Source organism: Streptomyces sp. NBC_00090 (assembly GCF_045160815.1).
GTDB lineage: Bacteria > Actinomycetota > Actinomycetes > Streptomycetales > Streptomycetaceae > Streptomyces.
In genome coordinates this window covers 6,526,564-6,544,087 of record NZ_CP108224.1, presented here as the reverse complement: position 1 = coordinate 6,544,087, position 17,524 = coordinate 6,526,564, and the positions used below count along the sequence as shown (strand labels likewise).

Below are 17,524 nucleotides of genomic sequence, written 5' to 3'. Positions count from 1 at the left end.
GAGCACGCGAGCGCCTCACGCGAGCGGGTTGGGGACGGTCCCGTGGACTGCCGCGTGGGGGCGCTCGGGCCGGTCGCGGTAGCCGTCCAGGTGCAGACGGTTGCGGTTGAGGCAGAGCCGCTCGATCCGGGGGGTGAGGAGGTCGAAGAGCTCGAACCGTTCCTTCAGCTCGGGGAAGCGTGCCTGGTGGCGCATGATCTCGGCGCGGACGAGGGACCAGAATTCCGTCTCGGGCACGTCGAGTTGCTCCTCGCAGAGCGGTGCCAGATAGCGGAGGACACCGACGAAGAGCCCCGAATGGATGAACTGGGTGAGGAAGCCGGGTTCCTCGGTGAGGAGTACGGAGCGGACGTCGGCCGGCATGGTGTCGTGCTCGGGGAGCGGCTGGGCGCTGACGTTCACGTCGTCGACGAAGTCCTTGATCGCCAGCCGTACGGGGACGTCCTCGCCGTCGTAGACGACGATCGCGTTCTCGCCGTGCGGCGAGAAGACCGTGCCGTACCGGTAGAGGAAGTGCAGCAGCGGGGGCAGCAGGGCTCCGAAGAGGTGCCGGAGCCAGACGGCGGGGTCGAGCCCGGACCGCTCGACGAGCTCCGCGACGAACGCCCTTCCGTTCGGGTCGGTGTGGAGCAGCGAGGCGAGGGTGCGGGCGCGCTCGCCCGGGGGCAGCCGGAGCGGCTCGCGCCAGATCGCGCCGAGCAGTTCCTTGTACTGGTAGGGGACTTCGGGCAGCCGGTCGTACAGGGGGTGCTCGACCGTGACGGACGCGACCTCGCCGAGGAGGATCACTCCGCACTCGTCCCGGAGGAACGGGTCGGCGTCGCGCAGCCCGTGGACCCAGGCGGTCACGGCGGGGGCGGCGAGGGTCCGTTCGGTGGGCAGTCCGCGCCAGACGAGGGTGTTGAGCACCGACAGCGGGAGTTTGACGGTGTGGCGCTCGGGGCGGCTGGTGTTGAGGAAGGTACGGACGGACTGCTGCGGCAGGCGGAGGTCGCCGTCGGCGGAGAGCGGGACGACGGTGCCGGCGGCGACGGCCGGGGCGTAGAGCGGGAGCAGGACCTCGTCCCACTGCCAGGGGTGGACGGGCAGCAGGAGGTACTCGTCGGGTTCGTGTCCGCGGCCGGCGAGTTCGGCGCGGAAGGCGGCGTGGACCTCGGGGTCCAGTTCCTGGGTGTAGAGGCGGTCGGGGGTTTCGAGGCCGGCGACGCCCCGGTAGGTGGCGATGCGGTTGCTGACGGCGATCCAGGGCAGTCGGGTGGCGCGGCGCGCCTCGGGGGCCCAGCGGGCGGCGTCGGTGGCGGAGAAGCCGATGCGGCCCTTGTTGAGGACGAGCCAGGGGTGGCCGGTCTGGTGGCCTTCGAGTTCGGCGTAGGAGAGCTCGGCGAGCCGGTCGGCGGTGAGGGCCGTGTGGTCGAGGCGGGCGTCGGCCGTGAGGGTGGCGGAGAGTTCGCGGATGAGGTGGCCGAGGGTGGCGCCGTCGAGGCGGAGGAGGTTCCGGGCGCGGAGCAGGAAGTCGAAGGGGTCGGTCAGGGGCCGGCCCTCGTGGGTGATGGAGTCGGCGGTGACCTGCCAGCTGCCGTAGGCGCCGCGGCGGGCACGGAAGGTGAGTGCGGTGCCGTCGTCGAGGCGGAGCGCGTGGCGGTCGGGCTCGTCGCCGTCCACCGGGACGGGTTCGACGATCTCCTCGTAGGCGAACTCGGCGAGGGCCTTGGCGAGGAGGCGGGAGGATGCCCGGGTCCAGGCGGCCGACGTCAGCTCGGGGGGTGCGAGCAGTTCGGGCGCGGGGGGCGTGGTGGGAGGGGTGGGCTGTGCGGAGTCGTGGGGTGCAGGGGACATCGACACGAGGACTCCTCGGAGTGGGAACCGCTGTGGGTCGAGCGGTGTATGTAAGTCAGAGGGTGTTCACAGAGCGTGACGCAGGGTGCGGTCGCGGATCATGAGCGCGGCTCGTTTGTCGGGGAGGTCGACTTCCGCCGCGTAGCGGAAGCCGGCGCTGAGGAAGGCCGAGACGGAGGGGGTGTTGCGGATGTCGGGTTCGGCGACGACCCGGGCGCATCGGGGACGGTGGTCGAGGACGAGCTCGGCGACGGCGTGCAGGAGGGCGGTGCCGATGCCCCTGCCGCGGTCGGTGACGCCGCCGACGAGGAGATGGATACCGGTGTCGTGGGGGCGGGCCGGGTAGTGCCGGGCGAGCGGGTCGAGGTCGGCGCGGTAGATCTCGAAGTAGCTCACGGGCACGTCGTCGAGGACGCCCAGGCAGGGGACGCTCCGGCCGTCGCCGTCGAGTTGGGCGCGGAGGTGCCCGGCGGTGACGGTCTCGGGACCGGCGAGCTCCCAGAAGGCGGCGACGGCGGGGTCGTTCATCCATCGGGTGAGGAGCGGCAGGTCCCGTTCGAGGCGTACGGGTACGAGCTGGAAGGTGCCGAAGGGGGTGGTGGTCGGGCCCCAGTCGGCGACGGAGTCGAGCAGGTCCCCGTCGCCGGGACGGCCGTCCGGGGAGCGTGGGGGCTCTCCGGCGGCGAGGAGGGCGACGAGGTCGTCGACCCTCAGGTCGAGGGTGTCGTCCCCGGGCGGGTCGACCGGGGGGCTGGTGGGTGGCACGGTGGCGCTCTCCTCTCGGCGGTGCGGTCGGGGCGTGGGTGCTCCGGCGGCGGGTTCAGTGGCGGAGGGGGTTGGTGACGGTGACGTAGACGGACTGGGTGTCGACCGGTCCGACGAGTTCGTCGAGGCCGTGCAGGCGGGTGAGGAGGTTGGCCTTGCTGCGCAGGGTCGCGGCCTCCAGGAGCCGGTGCGGCAGGGGTGAGCCGAGGCCGGTGGCGGAGGTGAGGAAGCTGCGGAGGGCCGCGAGCAGGACGCGCTCGTCGGCGAGGTGCTGGGCGCCGAAGGCGCCGATCAGGCCGAGGACGTTGTTGATGCCGAGGTAGTAGGCGAAGCGCTCGTCGGTGACCTGGTCGGAGACGAAGGTGTCGCTGTGGGCGCCGATGCCGGGGAGGCGGCTCTCCAGCTCGGCGCGGTGGGACTCGCGGAAGTAGTAGCCCTGGTTGTCGCGGTAGCGGCCGCCGACGGGCCAGCCGTCCGGGTCCAGGAGCACCAGGGTGTTCTGCTGGTGGGCCTCCAGGGCGATGCCGGCGTGGCCGTCGAGCCAGAGGACGGGCCGGACGACCTGGTCGAGGTAGCGCAGGAACCACTCGGCGGCGACGGCCGTCGTGGGACGGCCGGTGCGGGCGGAGAGCCGGCCGACGACGTCGGCGAGCCGGGAGCGCATGGTGGTGGTCCCGGGCCAGGGGCGGGGGGTGGTGAGGGAGGCGATGCAGACGGCGTCGTCGCCGGGCCCGAAGGGGTTGTGGCGGATCATGACGTCGAGTCCGGGTACGGGGGTGCCGTCCGGGGTGTCCACGGCGAGCCAGGCGGGGTCGCGGACGATGTCGAAGCCGGGGTGGGCGGCCTGCCACTCGTCGACGAGGCCGGTGCGCAGCAGCCGGTGGACCTCGACGCCGCGGTGGAGCTCCTTGCGGAGGTTCTCGCGGCGGGAGTTGGTGATGCGCAGGCCGAGGGAGAGCTTGAGCATCGCCCGTGCGCCGGGGCGGTGGACGGTGCGGACCGAGGAGGTGGGGTGCCAGGGGCTGCCGTGCAGTCCGAGGTCGTGCAGCAGGCCGGCGTCGAGGAGGGCCCGGACGTCGGGGCGGTGCAGGAGCTCGCGGGCCTGCCAGGGGTGCAGGGGCAGGGGGGCGGTGCCGGCGGGGAGCGTGAGCCCTTCGGCGAGGCCGGAGGTGAGCTGTTCCGCGGTGACGTGACGGCCCTGTTCGGTCCAGGCGGAGTCGGAGGCCAGGACGGTGGGGTCGACGGCGATCCAGTGGAGGGGGAAAGCGCCGTGGAGTTCGGGCGAGTAGAGCCGGGACTCCGCCTCGGAGAGTCCTTCCCGGCTCTTGGGGGTGGGGTGGAGGGGGTGGCCGAGCAGCAGGGCCTGTTCGGCGGCGAGGAAGAGGTCGGCGTCCGGGTGCGGCCGGGGGTCGCGGCGGCGCTCGGCGAGGAAGTCTGCGGTGCGGCGCGCGGAGTCGGCGACCCGGCCGACGAGTTCGGTGCCCTCGGGGCGGCCGGTCTCGCGGCTGAGCAGCGCGGCGACGGTGACGGCGTCGACGGTCGGGGCGGTGGCCGGGAGGCCTTCGAGGGAGGGGGCGCCGAAGCGGTGCCAGCCGGTGGCCGACCAGTAGCGGACGGGGACGAGGAGGGCGGTGCCGCTGGCGGCGAGGGGGACGCGCAGGGTGGCGGAGTCGGGGGCGGGCAGGTTCTTCTCCCGGATCCAGCAGCGGAGCAGGTTCTCGATGGCCGCCACGTCGGCGGCGCGCTGCGGGTCGGGGTCGTCCAGCGGATCGGAGGCGAGGGCTCCGGCGGCGGTCGGGCGGGCCGGGCGGAGGTCGTACGGTCCGGGGTGCTGGCGCGGCACGGTGGGCTCCTCGACGGCGAGGGGTGCTGTGGTCTCGGGCGCCGAAGAGGTGGGGGTGGCGTTCACGGGGGGCTTCCTTGGGGTGGGGCCGGGGGGCGGTCCGGGGGGCGGTCCGGGGTCGGTGGGACGGTCCGGGATCAGTGGGACGGTCCGGGGGCGGTCCGGGGGACGCCCTTCGCGGGGGTGTGGGCCCGTTCGGCCGCGGCCAGGGCGTCGGCGAAGCGGTCGAGGACCGCGGTGGCCTGCTCGTCGGTGAGGGTGAGCGGGGGCAGGAGCCGGACCACCGCGGAGTGGCGGCCTCCGAGTTCGACGATGAGCCCGCGGGCGAGGCACTCCTGCTGGACGGCGAGGGCCAGGGCGGGGGCGGCGGGCGGGACGGGGTCGTCCGGACCGGCCGCTTCGGGGTCGACGAGTTCGACGCCGATCATCAGGCCCCGGCCGCGGACGTCGCCGACGCAGGGGTGGGCGGCGGCGAGGCCCTGGAGTCGGCCGAGGATACGGGCGCCGAGGATGCCGGCCCGTTCGGCGAGCTTGTTCTCGCGGACGTACGCGAGGGTGGCCGTGCCCGCGGCCATGGCGAGCTGGTTGCCGCGGAAGGTGCCGGCGTGGGCGCCGGGTTCCCAGGCGTCGAGCTCGGACCTGTAGACGATGACGGCGAGCGGGAGGGAGCCGCCGATGGCCTTGGAGAGGACCATGACGTCGGGGACGACGCCACTGTGTTCGACGGCCCAGAACGCTCCGGTGCGGCCGACCCCGGTCTGGACCTCGTCGACGACGAGCGGGACGGAGCGGTCGGCGGTGATCCGGCGCATCCGGCGCATCCAGTCGTCGGGGGCGGGGAGGACCCCGCCTTCGCCCTGGACGGCCTCGACGATCATTCCGGCGGGGGCGGGGACGCCGCTCTTGGGGTCGTCGAGGAGGGTCTCGGTCCAGCGGGCGGCCAGTTCGGCGCCGCGGTCGCCGCCGACGCCGAAGGGGCAGCGGTACTTCTGCGGATAGGGCAGCCGGGTCACGCGGACGTCGGTCGCGCCGCCGGAGGCGGAGAGGGCGCCGGCCGTCATGCCGTGGTAGGCGCCGGTGAAGGCGAGGAGGCCGTCGCGGCCGGTGGCGGTGCGGACGAGTTTGAGGGCCGCCTCGACGGCGTCCGTGCCGGCCGGTCCGCAGAACTGGATGCGGGCGTTGTCGGCGAGTTCGCCCGGCAGGGTGGCGAACAGCTCGGAGGTGAAGGCGTCCTTGACGGGGGTGGCGAGGTCGAGGACGTGGAGCGGTGCGCCCGAGTCGAGGACCTTCCTGATCGCCTCCAGGACCACGGGGTGGTTGTGGCCGAGGGCGAGGGTCCCGGCGCCGGAGAGGCAGTCCAGGTAGCGGCGGCCGTCGGCGCCCTCGATGGTCAGGCCGCGGGCCCGCACGGGGACGATCGGCAGGGAGCGGGCGTAGGTGCGGGCGGCGGACTCGCGCTGCGACTGCCGCCGCAGGATGGACTCGTACGAGCCCTTGCCGTCCTGGTGCGCCGCAGCGCGCGTGCCGTCCCGCGTCGCGTCGTACGTCCCGTCGTGCGCTCCGTCGTCCGTCGGGTCCTGCGCCCGCGCGGCCGGTGCGACGGCCGGAGCTGATTCGGTCACGGCCACGGCTCGATGTCCTCCCGCTGTAACAGTTGCGTTGCACATCGGGACGTCGCCGATCCGCCGCAAGGGCCGTCCTGAACGCCGCCGTTGTGTCCCCCGTACGTACCAACGACGGGAACTGCCGGGGATCACGGCCCGGTGGCAAGAACTTGGCGTGTCCCGGATCACGGCACGGCAACGGCTGTACCGCATCCGGAACCGGTGGCGGGGCGGGTACCGTCCCCTCCGGCACCGGCATAGTTGGGGGCCGTCGGTCGCCGTCCGCGAGGACGCGGCCGCACGTTCACCCATGCACACGTTGATGTAGTCCCAGGGGGATCACGAGATGCGATCGATTCGTCCGCTGCTGATGGCGGCTTCCGCCGTCGCGGCGCTGACGCTCACCGCGACGGCATGCGGCCCGAGCGAGGAGAACGCGGGAGACAAGCCCAGCGCGCCCGCCAGCCTGAACCCGGCCGACAAGATCAAGATTCCGGAGGACCTGAAGGACCGTCTGAAGGAACACGGGATCGACCTCGACAAGTGGCGCAACGGCGAGTGGAAGAACTGGGACCACGACAAGTGGCTGCGTGAGGCGAAGGACTTCGTCAACCCGATCATCGAGGACCTCTGGGACCCGGACCGGATGCGGGAGGCCGAGCGCCCCGACAAGCCGGTCGAGGAGGAGGACATCTCGGGTGACGAGGGTGTCACCGACCCGACTCCGGACGCGGTGAAGGCGAAGGCCGTCGCCCCGAAGTACCACGCCAACGCTCCCGAGTCCGGGAAGGTCTTCTTCGACGGCCCCGAGGGCTCGCTGGTCTGCTCGGCCACCGTGGTGAAGGACCCGGCGCACCCGGGCAAGTCCAACCTGGTCTGGACGGCCGGGCACTGCGTGCACAAGGGCAAGCAGGGCGGCTGGTACCGCAACATCGCCTTCGTGCCCTCGTACAACGACGCCGCGCTGCCCACCTCCGACCTGGAGAAGGCGACGCGGGACCAGATCGCGCCGTACGGCGTGTGGTGGGCGGACTGGGTCAAGACCTCCGACCAGTGGATCGCCGAGGGCGCGTCCACCGGCGGCGCGGGCGCTCCGTACGACTTCGCGGTCATCCAGGTGACCCCGGAGAAGGGCGGCTCGGGCAAGTCCCTGGAGGAGACCGTCGGTTCGGCGCTTCCGGTGGAGTTCAACGCGCCGGCCGTGCCGAAGATCGCGAGCCTGACGGCGACCGGCTACCCGGCGGCGCCCCCGTTCGACGGCCAGAAGATGTTCCAGTGCCAGGACAAGCCGGGCCGGCTGTCCCTGAAGGCGGAGCAGCCGACGATGTACCGGATCGGCTGCACCATGACCGGTGGTTCGTCCGGCGGTGGCTGGGTGGCCCAGGGCAGTGACGGCAAGCCGGCGCTGGTGTCGAACACCTCGATCGGCCCGTCGACGGCCGGCTGGCTCGCGGGTCCGCGTCTCGGGCCGGAGGCCAAGGCCATCTTCGACGAGGTCAGCAAGAAGTACGCCGGGCAGTAGGCACGGCACGGAGGCGGGACCCCCGGGTCCCGCCTCCCTCCATGTCCGACCCACGTCCGGCCCAACCGGCATACTGTGCACCGCGGATGACACGTCCATGGCAACGTCAAGGCGGTATCGCGCCTGAGGCGTGGCCGGTCCCGGATGTGCGACCGGCCCGGGATACGTGACCGGTCCCGGACGTGTGACCGGTCCCGGACGTGTGACCGGTCCCGGCTGCGTGAACGCTCCCGGACACATGACCGGTCCCGGACGCGTGACACATCACGACGCGGAACACATCACAGGGGGAATTCACTTCATGCGTTCTGTACGACTCCTACCCGCCGTCCTCGGCCTGGCCACGGCGCTCGCGCTGACCGCCACGGCCTGCGGCCCCACCGAGACCCCGGCCGCCGACAAGCCGGCCGCCGGGGCGAGCAGCTCCACGCCCGCGGCCGGAGCCACCGGCGACGCCGGCGGCGACCTCGCCAAGGACCTCGCCGACAAGCTCCAGGAGCACGGCGTCGACCTGGACAAGTGGAAGAACGGCGAGTGGAAGAACTGGGACCATGCGACTTGGCTCCGTGAGGCCGAGGACTTCGTCAACCCGGTGATCGACGGTCTCTGGGACCCGACGCGCATGCAGTCGGCGAAGAGCCCGGAGCAGACGATCACGGCGCAGGCCGGCACCGGCGGCACCGACCCGACGCCCCGCCCCGTCCAGGCGCAGCGCGAGAAGACGCCGTACCACCGCAACGCGGCCCCGGTCGGGAAGATCTTCTTCGACTCGCCGCAGGGCCACATGGTCTGCTCCGGCACCATCGTGAAGGACCCGCGCCGGCCCGGGAAGTCCAACATGGTCTGGACGGCGGGGCACTGCGTCCACGCGGGCAAGAGCGGCGGCTGGTACCGCAACATCGCCTTCGTGCCGGCCTACAACGACCTCGGCAAGTCGGCCTCCGCCCTGCGCAACGCGAAGCCGCACGAGATCGCGCCCTACGGCCAGTACTGGGCCGACTGGGCCGTGACTTCGGGCGAGTGGATCCAGCGCGGCGGCACGAACCAGGCCTGGCCGTACGACTACGCCGTGCTGCACGTGCAGCCCGAGCGGGGCGGCAAGTCGCTTGAGGAGACCGTCGGCGCCGCGCTGCCGGTCGACTTCTCCGCGCCGACCGCCGCCCAGTCCGGAACGATGGGCGCCTGGGGCTACCCGCAGGCCGCTCCGTACAACGGTCTGATCATGCACAAGTGCCTCGACCGCCCGACGCGACTCACCACGGCTCCGGCCACGCCGACGATGTACCGGATCGGCTGCACGATGACCGCCGGTTCCTCGGGCGGTGGCTGGTTCCGGGTGATGCCGAACGGGAAGACGGCCCTCGTGTCGAACACCTCGATCGGCCCGGCCGGCAGCAACGGCTGGCTCGCCGGACCGCAGCTGGGCAAGGGCGCCAAGGCGGCCCACGAGATGGTCAGCAAGAAGTTCGCCCGCTGACGCGACCCGCGACACCGCACCACGTCGACACGGCACCACGCCGACACGGCGCCGCGTCTGCACGGCACCGCGCGAGCCCCGCACCACGTCGGCACCGCACCGCATAACCGCCGAGGGCGCTGCCCCCTCCCCGTCAAGGGAGGGGGCAGCGCCCTCAGTGGTTGCCGTGGTTCAGTGCGCGGCGGGGACGTACGGCGCGAGCATCGCCGCCAGCTCCTCGTGCACCCGGGCCTTGAGCAGGGTGCCCTCCGGGGTGTGCTCCTCGGACTCGACCTCGCCCTCGGCGTGCACCCGCGAGACGAGACCGCCGTGCGTGTACGGCACGAGGGCCTCCAGCTCGACCTCGGGACGCGGCAGTTCGGCGTCGATCAGCGCGAGCAGCTCCGCGATGCCCTGGCCCGAACGGGCCGAGACGGCGATGGAGTACTTCTGCGTCCGCAGCAGGCGCTGGAGGACCAGGGGGTCCGCCGCGTCCGCCTTGTTGACGACGACGATCTCCTTGACGTTCACCGCGCCGACGTCCCGGAAGACCTCGCGCACGGCGGCCAGCTGCTCCTCCGGCGCGGGGTGCGAGCCGTCCACCACGTGCAGGATGAGGTCGGACTCGCCGACCTCCTCCATGGTGGAGCGGAACGCCTCGACCAGGTGGTGCGGCAGGTGCCGGACGAAGCCGACCGTGTCGGCCAGGGTGTAGACCCGGCCGGTGGGCGTCTCGGCCCGGCGCACGGTCGGGTCGAGGGTCGCGAACAGGGCGTTCTCCACGAGCACGCCCGCCCCGGTGAGGCGGTTGAGCAGGGAGGACTTGCCCGCGTTGGTGTATCCGGCGATGGCGACCGAGGGCACCTTGTTGCGGCGGCGCTCCTGCCGCTTGATGTCGCGGCCGGTCTTCATCTCCGCGATCTCCCGGCGCATCTTCGCCATCTTCTCGCGGATGCGGCGCCGGTCGGTCTCGATCTTGGTCTCACCGGGACCACGGGTGGCCATGCCGCCACCGCCGCCGCCACCCATCTGACGGGAGAGCGACTGACCCCAGCCGCGCAGTCGCGGCAGCATGTACTGCATCTGCGCGAGCGCGACCTGCGCCTTGCCCTCTCGGGACTTGGCGTGCTGGGCGAAGATGTCGAGGATGAGGGCGGTCCGGTCGACCACCTTCACCTTGACGACGTCTTCGAGGGCGATGAGCTGGCCGGGGCTGAGCTCGCCGTCGCAGACGACGGTGTCGGCGCCGGTCTCGACCACGATGTCGCGCAGTTCGCGCGCCTTGCCCGAGCCGATGAAGGTCGCCGGGTCCGGCTTGTCGCGGCGCTGGATCACGCCGTCGAGTACGAGGGCGCCCGCCGTCTCGGCGAGGGCCGCGAGCTCCGCGAGGGAGTTCTCCGCGTCCTGCACGGTCCCCGAGGTCCAGACGCCGACCAGCACGACGCGCTCGAGGCGCAGCTGGCGGTACTCGACCTCGGTGACGTCCTCGAGCTCGGTGGAGAGGCCGGCGACGCGGCGCAGGGCCGCGCGCTCGGAGCGATCGAACTGCTCGCCGTCCCGCTCTCCGTCGATCTCGTGGCTCCAGGCGACGTCCTCTTCCATCAGGGCATCGGCCCGAAGGCTCTCGGTACGGCTCGTCTCCGCGAAGCGCTGCTCGTCCTGGGAAGGGGAAGAAGAGGAGGTCATTGGGTCCTTACGTCGAATGAAGCGAGGGTTCTGTATCCGTCGCAACGCGTGACGGCACCGGAAGATTCCCGGTTCCGGCCGCGTCGCCGACCTGAAGATGGTGGCACGGCCCGGCCGCGCCCGTCATCCCGGTTTCGGCGCGGTGCGGGCGGCCTCGGCCGGGCGGGTGCGCCAGTCCGGGTGTCCGGGCATGGGCGGGGTCTTCGCCGCGTACAGCCAGGCGCGGAAGAAGGCGGTGAGGTCCCGTCCGGCGATCTCGGCGGCCAGGGCCGTGAAGTCGGCGGTGGTGGCGGTTCCGTCCCGGTGGTCGGCGACCCAGCGGCGCTCCAGGCGCCGGAAGGCCTCGGTGCCGATCTCCTGGCGGAGCGCGTAGAGGACGAGGGCGCTGCCGTCGTAGACGACCGGCCGGAAGAGGCTGATCTTGTGGCCGGGCGAGGGCGGCTCGGGGGCGGCCGGCGGCCCGCCGTCCGCCCGCCACCCGTCGGAGGCCGCGTAGGCCGCCTTCATGCGGCGCTCCAGGGACTTCCCGGCCATCTCCTCCGCGTACAGCGCCTCGTACCAGCTCGCGTGTCCTTCGTTGAGCCACAGGTCGGACCAGGTGCGGGGCGAGACGCTGTCGCCGAACCACTGGTGGGCGAGCTCGTGCACCATGATCGAGTCGACGTACCACTCCGGGTAGCCCGGCTCCGTGAAGAGGCCGCGCTCGAAGAGGGAGAGGGTCTGCGTCTCCAGCTCGAAGCCCGTGTCGGCGTCGGCGACGAGCACGCCGTACGTCTCGAAGGGGTACGGGCCGACCTGCCGCTCCATCCACTCCAGCTGGCCGGGGGTCTTGCGGAGCCAGGGCTCCATCAGCTCCCGGTCGGCGGTGCGCACCACGTCCCGTACGGGCAGCCCGCGGGGGCCGGCCCGGTGCACGACGGTGGAGCTGCCGATGGAGATCTGGGCGAGCTCCGTGGCCATGGGGTGGCGGGTGCGGTAGGTCCAGGTGGTGGTGGCGCCGTGGCTGTCGCGGCCGGTCGGCAGGCCGTTGGCGACGGCGGTGAGCGCGCTGGGGGCGGTGATCCGGAAGGTGAAGTACGCCTTGTCGGCCGGGTGGTCGTTGGACGGGAAGACGCGATGGGCGGCGTCCGCCTGGTTGGCCATGGCGAGCCCGTCGCCGGTACGGACCCAGCCGCCGGTGTCGGCGGGGCCGGTGGGGTCGCTGGTGTGCGTGACGGTGATCTCGATCGGCTCGCCGGCGTCGATCGGCACGGCGGGGGTGACGATCAGGTCCTCGCCGCTGCTCGTGTACGCGGCCGGCAGGTCGTCGACGGTGACGGCGGAGACCGTCCCGTGGGTGAAGTCGAGGTTGAGCCGCTCCAGGTCCTCGGTGGCGAGGGCGTCGATCCGGGTCACGGCCGCGAGCGGCTTCGTGTTGACCCCCGGATAGGTGAGGGCGAGGTCGTACGCGAGGACGTCGTAGCCGGGGTTGCCGAGGTGCGGGAAGAGCGGGTCGCCGATGCCGAGGGGCGCCGGGGCGGGCAGGGCGGCGGCGACGAGCCCGGTCGAGGCGGCGACCAGGACGGCTGCGCGCAGCCACCTCGCGCGGGGCCGGGGGCGGGGGTCGGGGACGAGCGGCGTGGGCTGCACAGGTGGCGTGGGCGGCATGGGCTGCATGGGCGGCATGGGCCAGGGCCTTTCCGGAGGACTGGCCCTACGGCTACCAGGGCGCCCGCCGCTCCTCCGGGCGGCGCGCTCGCCCGCCACCCGAAGGGGGTCATGTCACGTCATGCCTGACGCGGCTCGGCCGCCGTCCGGCGACGGGCGCGGCTCACGTCGTACACCCCGGGCACGTCCCGCATGGCCCGCATGAGGGCGGGGAGGCCGGCGGCGTCGGGGAGGTGGAGCGTGTAGGTGTGGCGGACCCGCTGCTCGCTGGGCGGCTCGACGGTCGCGGCGACGACGGCGGCCCCTGCGGTGGCGATGGCCTCGGTGAGGTCGGCGAGGAGCCGGGGCCGGCCGAAGGACTCGGCGACGAGCGTGACCCGGCACTGGGGGGTGTCGCCCCAGCGGACGGTGACGGGCTCGCGGCCCACCCCGCGCATGGTGTCGACGGACGCGCAGCCGGCCCGGTGGACGGTGACGGAGCCGCCGCGGACGCGGAAGCCGGTGATCTCGTCGGGCGGTACGGGGGTGCAGCAGCCGGCGGGGCGGACGGCGGTGGGCGGCTCGCCGTCCAGGTCGGCGTGGAGCTCCGCACCGGAGCGCCGGTCGGCGGTGACGCTGGCCTGGGGCCGGGGGCCCACCTCCGCGGGAGCGGCGACGGCCTCGGGGTGGGCCTGGAGCCAGCCGGTGATCGCGATCCTGGCGGCGGGGGTACGGGCGTGGTCCAGCCATTCGGGAGAGGGCCCGGACACGGTGTCCTGGGCGAGCAGCAGCTGGACGGTGTCGCCGTCGCCGAGGACGGTGCTCAGGGGTGCGAGGCGGCCGTTGACCCGCGCGCCGAGGCAGCCGTGGGCGGCCTCGCCGTGCTGCGCGTAGGCGGCGTCGACGCAGCTGGCTCCGGCGGGGAGGCTGATCGTGCCGGGGGCGCTGCCGTCGGCACGGAAGACGGTGATCTCGTCGTCCTCGGCGAGGTGGGCGCGGAGCGAGGTCCAGAAGGTGTCGGGGTCGGGGGCGGACTGCTGCCAGTCGAGGAGCCGCGAGAGCCAGCCGGGGCGGGTGGGGTCGACGCGCTCACCGTCCTCGGCCTGCGGGTCGGGGGCGAGGACGGGGAGGACGGGGTGGGCGGGAACGGGATCCGGGACGGGGTCGGGGACGGGCTGCCCCGTCGACGGCGCCTGTCCCGAGGTCGGCGTCGGGCCTGCGTACGGCTCCTGGCCCGCGTACGGATTGCCGAGGGCGACGACTCCGGCCTCGGCGACCGTGTGCATGCGGTGGGTTCTGATGAGGATCTCGGCGACGGCGCCGTCGGGGGCGGCGATCGCCGTGTGCAGGGACTGGTACAGGTTGAACTTGGGTGCCGCGATGAAGTCCTTGAACTCGGAGATCACCGGGGTGAAACAGGTGTGGAGCTCGCCGAGGACCGCGTAGCAGTCGGCGTCCTCGGCGACGAGGACGAGGAGCCGCCCGAAGTCGCAGCCGCGCAGCTCGCCGCGCTTGAGGCGGACGCGGTGGACGGAGACGAAGTGGCGTGGGCGGACGAGGACTTCGGCGCCGATGCCGGCCTCGCGCAGGACGGCGCCGACCTGTTCGGCCACGGCGCTGAGCGCGTCGCCCGCGTGCGCGTCCCCCGCGATGAGCGCGCGGGTGTTCTCGTACTCCTCGGGGTGGAGGATCGCGAAGACGAGGTCCTCCAGCTCGGTCTTGAGGGCCTGGACCCCGAGCCGTTCGGCGAGCGGGATGAGGAAGTCCCGGGTGACCTTGGCGATCCTGGCCTGTTTCTCGGCCCGCATCACGCCGAGGGTGCGCATGTTGTGGAGGCGGTCGGCGAGCTTGATCGACATGACGCGGACGTCGTTGCCGGTGGCGACGAGCATCTTGCGGAAGGTCTCGGGCTCGGCGGCGGCGCCGTAGTCGATCTTCTCCACCTTGGTGACGCCGTCGACGAGGTAGGCGACCTCGTCGCCGAACTCCCGGCGCACCTGGTCGAGCGTCACCTCGGTGTCCTCGACGGTGTCGTGGAGGAGCGAGGCGGTCAGCGTGGTGGTCTCCGCGCCGAGCTCGGCGAGGATCAGGGTGACCGCGAGCGGATGCGTGATGTACGGCTCGCCGCTCTTGCGGAACTGGCCTCGGTGCGAGGACTCGGCGAGGACGTAGGCCCGGCGCAGTACGGAGAGGTCGGCCTCGGGGTGGTGGGCCCGGTGCGCCTCGGCGACATGGCTGATGGCGTCGGGCAACCGGTCACGGGGGGCCGGGCCGGCGGTGGCGCCGAGCAGGGCGGCGCGGCCGAGGCGGCGCAGGTCGATCCGGGCGCGTCCGCGTCTGCGGACGGTCGGGTCGGTGACGGCGGCTTCCGCCGCGCTCACTGGGTTGGTGGCCTCTGCGCTCATGGGGCACCTCCGGCAACGTCGACCGGCGGTGGGCGGGCCAGGCGTGCCCGGGGGGCCGGTGCTTGATGCTACCGAGCCCACCACGTGGCGCAGTCATGCTCTCGCTCAGCGTGAATCGGATCACCCATTCGAGCGACAAATCAATCGTTGACCGTTTCAGTTCCGGTCGGCGGCCAGCCACACGGGGTCGATGGTGCCCTCGGCGACGATGACGGCGGGGCCGGTCATGTCGATCTCGCCGTCGGGGTGCTCGGTGATGACGAGGGTCCCGCCGAGGACGTCCACGGTGTACGTGACGGGGGTGCCGCTCACGGCGGGGTCGGCGCCGTCGCGGCGGGCCGTGGCGACGGCGACGGCGCACGCGCCCGTGCCGCAGGAGCGGGTCTCGGCGGCGCCGCGCTCGTGGACCCGCATGGCGACGTGCCGGGGGCCGCGGTCGGCGACGAACTCGATGTTCACCCCGTCCGGGTAGACCGCGGCCGGCTCGTAGGGCGGCTCGGTGTACAGCGTGCCCGCGTGGCCGAGGTCCTCGACGAAGGCGACGGCGTGCGGATTGCCCATGTTCACGTTCCGCGCGGGCCAGCTGCGGCCGTCGACGGAGACGGTGACCCCGGCCTCGGAGAGGACCGCGCGGCCCATGGAGACGGTGACGGAGCCGTCCTTGTCGAGGTGGACGCGCTTGATCCCGCCCCGGGTGGCGACGGCGACGTCGCCCGCGGTGACGTGCCCGGCGTGCTCCAGGTAGCGGGCGAAGACCCGGACCCCGTTGCCGCACATCTCGGCGACCGAGCCGTCGGCGTTCCGGTAGTCCATGAACCACTCGGCCTCGTCGGCGAGGTGCCGCGCCTCGGGGTGGGCGGCGCTGCGCACGACGTGCAGCAGCCCGTCCCCGCCGATGCCGGCCCGCCGGTCGCAGAGCCTGGCGACCGCGCCTGCGGTCAGCTCGACGGCGTTGTCCGCGTCGGGGACGATCACGAAGTCGTTCTCGGTGCCGTGGCCCTTGAGGAAGGGGAGCGGCGAGGTCTGCGTGCTGGTCACGAGATCAACTGTACGGGGCGGTGCCGACAAGCGGCGCGGCCGTCCATATGGGGAGCACGGACGTCCACAGCGGGAGCACGGACGTCCACCACGGGAAGCGCGGAGAGCTCCAGCACGGAGAACTGGAGCGCGGAGACCTCGAGCGCCCGGGACTCGAGCGCGGAGAACTCAGCGGAGGCGGGCGACGCGCCAGACGGCCAGGGCGACCAGGACGGCGATCATCGCCACGTACAGGGCGAGGACGCGCCAGTCGGGGCGCTCGCCGGAACCGCGCTGCGGGAGGCCCGGCCACGTGTAGCCGACCTTGCGGGCGGCCATCATGCCCCACCCGGCCGCGCAGGAGCTGATCAGCAGTCCGAGCATGGCGAGGACGGCTCCGCCGTCGCCCGAGCCGAAGGCGAGCGGGAAGGCGAACATCAGGGAGCCGACCGCGGCGAGGGCCACGATCGGGGCCAGCTGCCAGATCCGCAGGCGGCGCTGCGGCCTGAGCTCGACCTCGACCTCGTCGGCGTCCACCTCGACGGCGGTACCTTCCGCGTCGTCAGGTCCGTCCGGTGTCAGACCAGGGGCTCCGACCGGGGCACCGCCCGTCGGGTCGCCCAGGACCGCTTCCTGCTGTTCTCTGTCACGAGGGCCGGCCTCCATCGCCACGCGCCCTCCCCACTCGGACTCCACTTGGTCGATCGATGCTCGATGATGGCACGCTCCTGACCACCGAACGGACTGGCAGGGCGTCCCGATGCCATCACGTGATCAGGCTGTAACCGCTCGTTCGACCAACGAAAGCGCGTCCCGCGGGAGTTCCCCCCGGTCCTCGACGGCTCCGCTGAGCCAGTGGACGCGTGGGTCGCGGCGGAACCAGGAGTCCTGGCGACGGGCGAAGCGCTTGGTGGCGCGCACGGTTTCGGCCCGCGCCTCGTCCTCGGTGCACTCCCCCGCGAGCGCCGCGAGCACCTGCTGGTAGCCGAGGGCGCGGGCCGCGGTGCGGCCCTCGCGCAGCCCCTGGGCCTCCAGGGTGCGCACCTCGTCGACGAGACCGGCGTCCCACATCCGGTCGACGCGCGCGGCGATCCGCGCGTCCAGCTCGGGGCGGCCCACGTCGACGCCGATCTGGACGGTGTCGTAGACGGAGTCGGGGCCGGGGAGGTTGGCGGTGAAGGGCTTGCCCGTGATCTCGATGACCTCCAGGGCGCGGACGATGCGGCGTCCGTTGCTGGGGAGGATCGCGCGGGCCGCCTCGGGGTCGGCGTCGGCGAGCCGGGCGTGCAGGACGCCGGAGCCGCGCTCCTCCAGTTCGGCCTCCAGCCGGGCCCGGACGGCGGGGTCGGTCCCGGGGAACTCCAGGGCGTCGACGGCCCCCCGTACGTACAGCCCCGAACCGCCGACGAGGACGGGGGTGCGGCCTGCGGCGAGCAGCCGGTCGATCTCGGCACGGGCCAGCCGCTGGTACTCGGCGACGCTGGCGGCCTCGGTCACGTCCCAGATGTCGAGGAGGTGGTGCGGGACGCCGCCCCGTTCCTCCAGCGTCAGTTTGGCGGTGCCGATGTCCATCCCCCGGTAGAGCTGCATCGAGTCGGCGTTGACGACCTCGCCGCCGAGCTGTTGGGCCAGAAATACGCCCAGATCGGACTTTCCGGCCGCAGTGGGACCGACGACGGCGATGACCCGCGGGGCGGGAGCTGCACTTCTCACCGCACCAGTCTCGCAAACCTCCCGGCCCGTCCCCGAATGAGCTACGTGACG

At 73.0% G+C, this 17,524-nt stretch carries 12 protein-coding genes; 2 read left to right on the top strand and 10 right to left on the bottom strand.

Annotated features, from left to right (window positions below):
• Positions 1–15: 15 nt before the first annotated feature.
• The 4 genes from OG361_RS29415 to OG361_RS29400 form a co-directional block, all read right to left on the bottom strand.
• Positions 16–1,836 (bottom strand): IucA/IucC family protein, encoded by a 1,821-nt coding sequence (locus OG361_RS29415; RefSeq protein ID WP_405858256.1) that lies wholly within the window; start codon positions 1,834–1,836, stop codon positions 16–18.
• A 66-nt stretch (positions 1,837–1,902) separates the two neighbouring features.
• The gene (locus tag OG361_RS29410) at positions 1,903–2,601 is read right to left on the bottom strand and encodes a GNAT family N-acetyltransferase (RefSeq protein WP_405858254.1); all 699 of its coding nucleotides are present in this window, start codon (positions 2,599–2,601) and stop codon (positions 1,903–1,905) included.
• A 55-nt stretch (positions 2,602–2,656) separates the two neighbouring features.
• Positions 2,657–4,510 carry an IucA/IucC family protein gene (locus OG361_RS29405; RefSeq protein WP_405858252.1) on the bottom strand — a complete coding sequence of 618 codons (1,854 nt, stop codon included), beginning with the start codon at positions 4,508–4,510 and terminating at the stop codon, positions 2,657–2,659.
• Positions 4,511–4,581: 71 nt separating this feature from the next.
• Positions 4,582–6,072, bottom strand: a complete 1,491-nt coding sequence (locus OG361_RS29400; RefSeq protein ID WP_405858250.1) for a diaminobutyrate--2-oxoglutarate transaminase family protein — start codon at positions 6,070–6,072, stop codon at positions 4,582–4,584.
• 322 nt (positions 6,073–6,394) lie between these two features.
• Here OG361_RS29400 and OG361_RS29395 point away from each other — a divergent pair, with 322 nt between their 5' ends.
• Positions 6,395–7,570 (top strand): trypsin-like serine peptidase, encoded by a 1,176-nt coding sequence (locus OG361_RS29395; protein WP_405858248.1) that lies wholly within the window; start codon positions 6,395–6,397, stop codon positions 7,568–7,570.
• A 301-nt stretch (positions 7,571–7,871) separates the two neighbouring features.
• Complete coding sequence (locus tag OG361_RS29390; RefSeq protein ID WP_405858246.1) at positions 7,872–9,047, top strand: trypsin-like serine peptidase; 1,176 nt, start codon at positions 7,872–7,874, stop codon at positions 9,045–9,047.
• A gap of 171 nt (positions 9,048–9,218) precedes the next feature.
• Here the strand turns inward: OG361_RS29390 and hflX are convergent, their stop codons facing one another.
• The 6 genes from hflX to miaA all read right to left on the bottom strand — a co-directional run bounded on the left by hflX (position 9,219) and on the right by miaA (position 17,473).
• A complete protein-coding gene (hflX, locus tag OG361_RS29385; RefSeq protein ID WP_405858244.1) occupies positions 9,219–10,712 on the bottom strand; it encodes a GTPase HflX in 1,494 nt (497 codons plus the stop codon).
• Positions 10,713–10,835: 123 nt separating this feature from the next.
• Positions 10,836–12,359 carry a M1 family metallopeptidase gene (locus OG361_RS29380; RefSeq protein ID WP_405862507.1) on the bottom strand — a complete coding sequence of 508 codons (1,524 nt, stop codon included), beginning with the start codon at positions 12,357–12,359 and terminating at the stop codon, positions 10,836–10,838.
• 119 nt (positions 12,360–12,478) lie between these two features.
• Positions 12,479–14,743, bottom strand: coding sequence for a RelA/SpoT family protein (locus tag OG361_RS29375; RefSeq protein ID WP_405858242.1), 2,265 nt, complete (start codon positions 14,741–14,743; stop codon positions 12,479–12,481).
• A 156-nt stretch (positions 14,744–14,899) separates the two neighbouring features.
• Entirely contained in the window at positions 14,900–15,781 is an 882-nt protein-coding gene (gene dapF, locus OG361_RS29370) for a diaminopimelate epimerase (protein WP_405858240.1), read from the bottom strand.
• Positions 15,782–15,949: 168 nt separating this feature from the next.
• Positions 15,950–16,426 (bottom strand): hypothetical protein, encoded by a 477-nt coding sequence (locus tag OG361_RS29365; RefSeq protein WP_384567897.1) that lies wholly within the window; start codon positions 16,424–16,426, stop codon positions 15,950–15,952.
• A 108-nt stretch (positions 16,427–16,534) separates the two neighbouring features.
• Positions 16,535–17,473: a tRNA (adenosine(37)-N6)-dimethylallyltransferase MiaA gene (miaA, locus tag OG361_RS29360; protein ID WP_405858238.1), complete on the bottom strand. Its 939-nt coding sequence runs from the start codon at positions 17,471–17,473 to the stop codon at positions 16,535–16,537.
• Between the last annotated feature and the right edge of the window lie 51 nt (positions 17,474–17,524).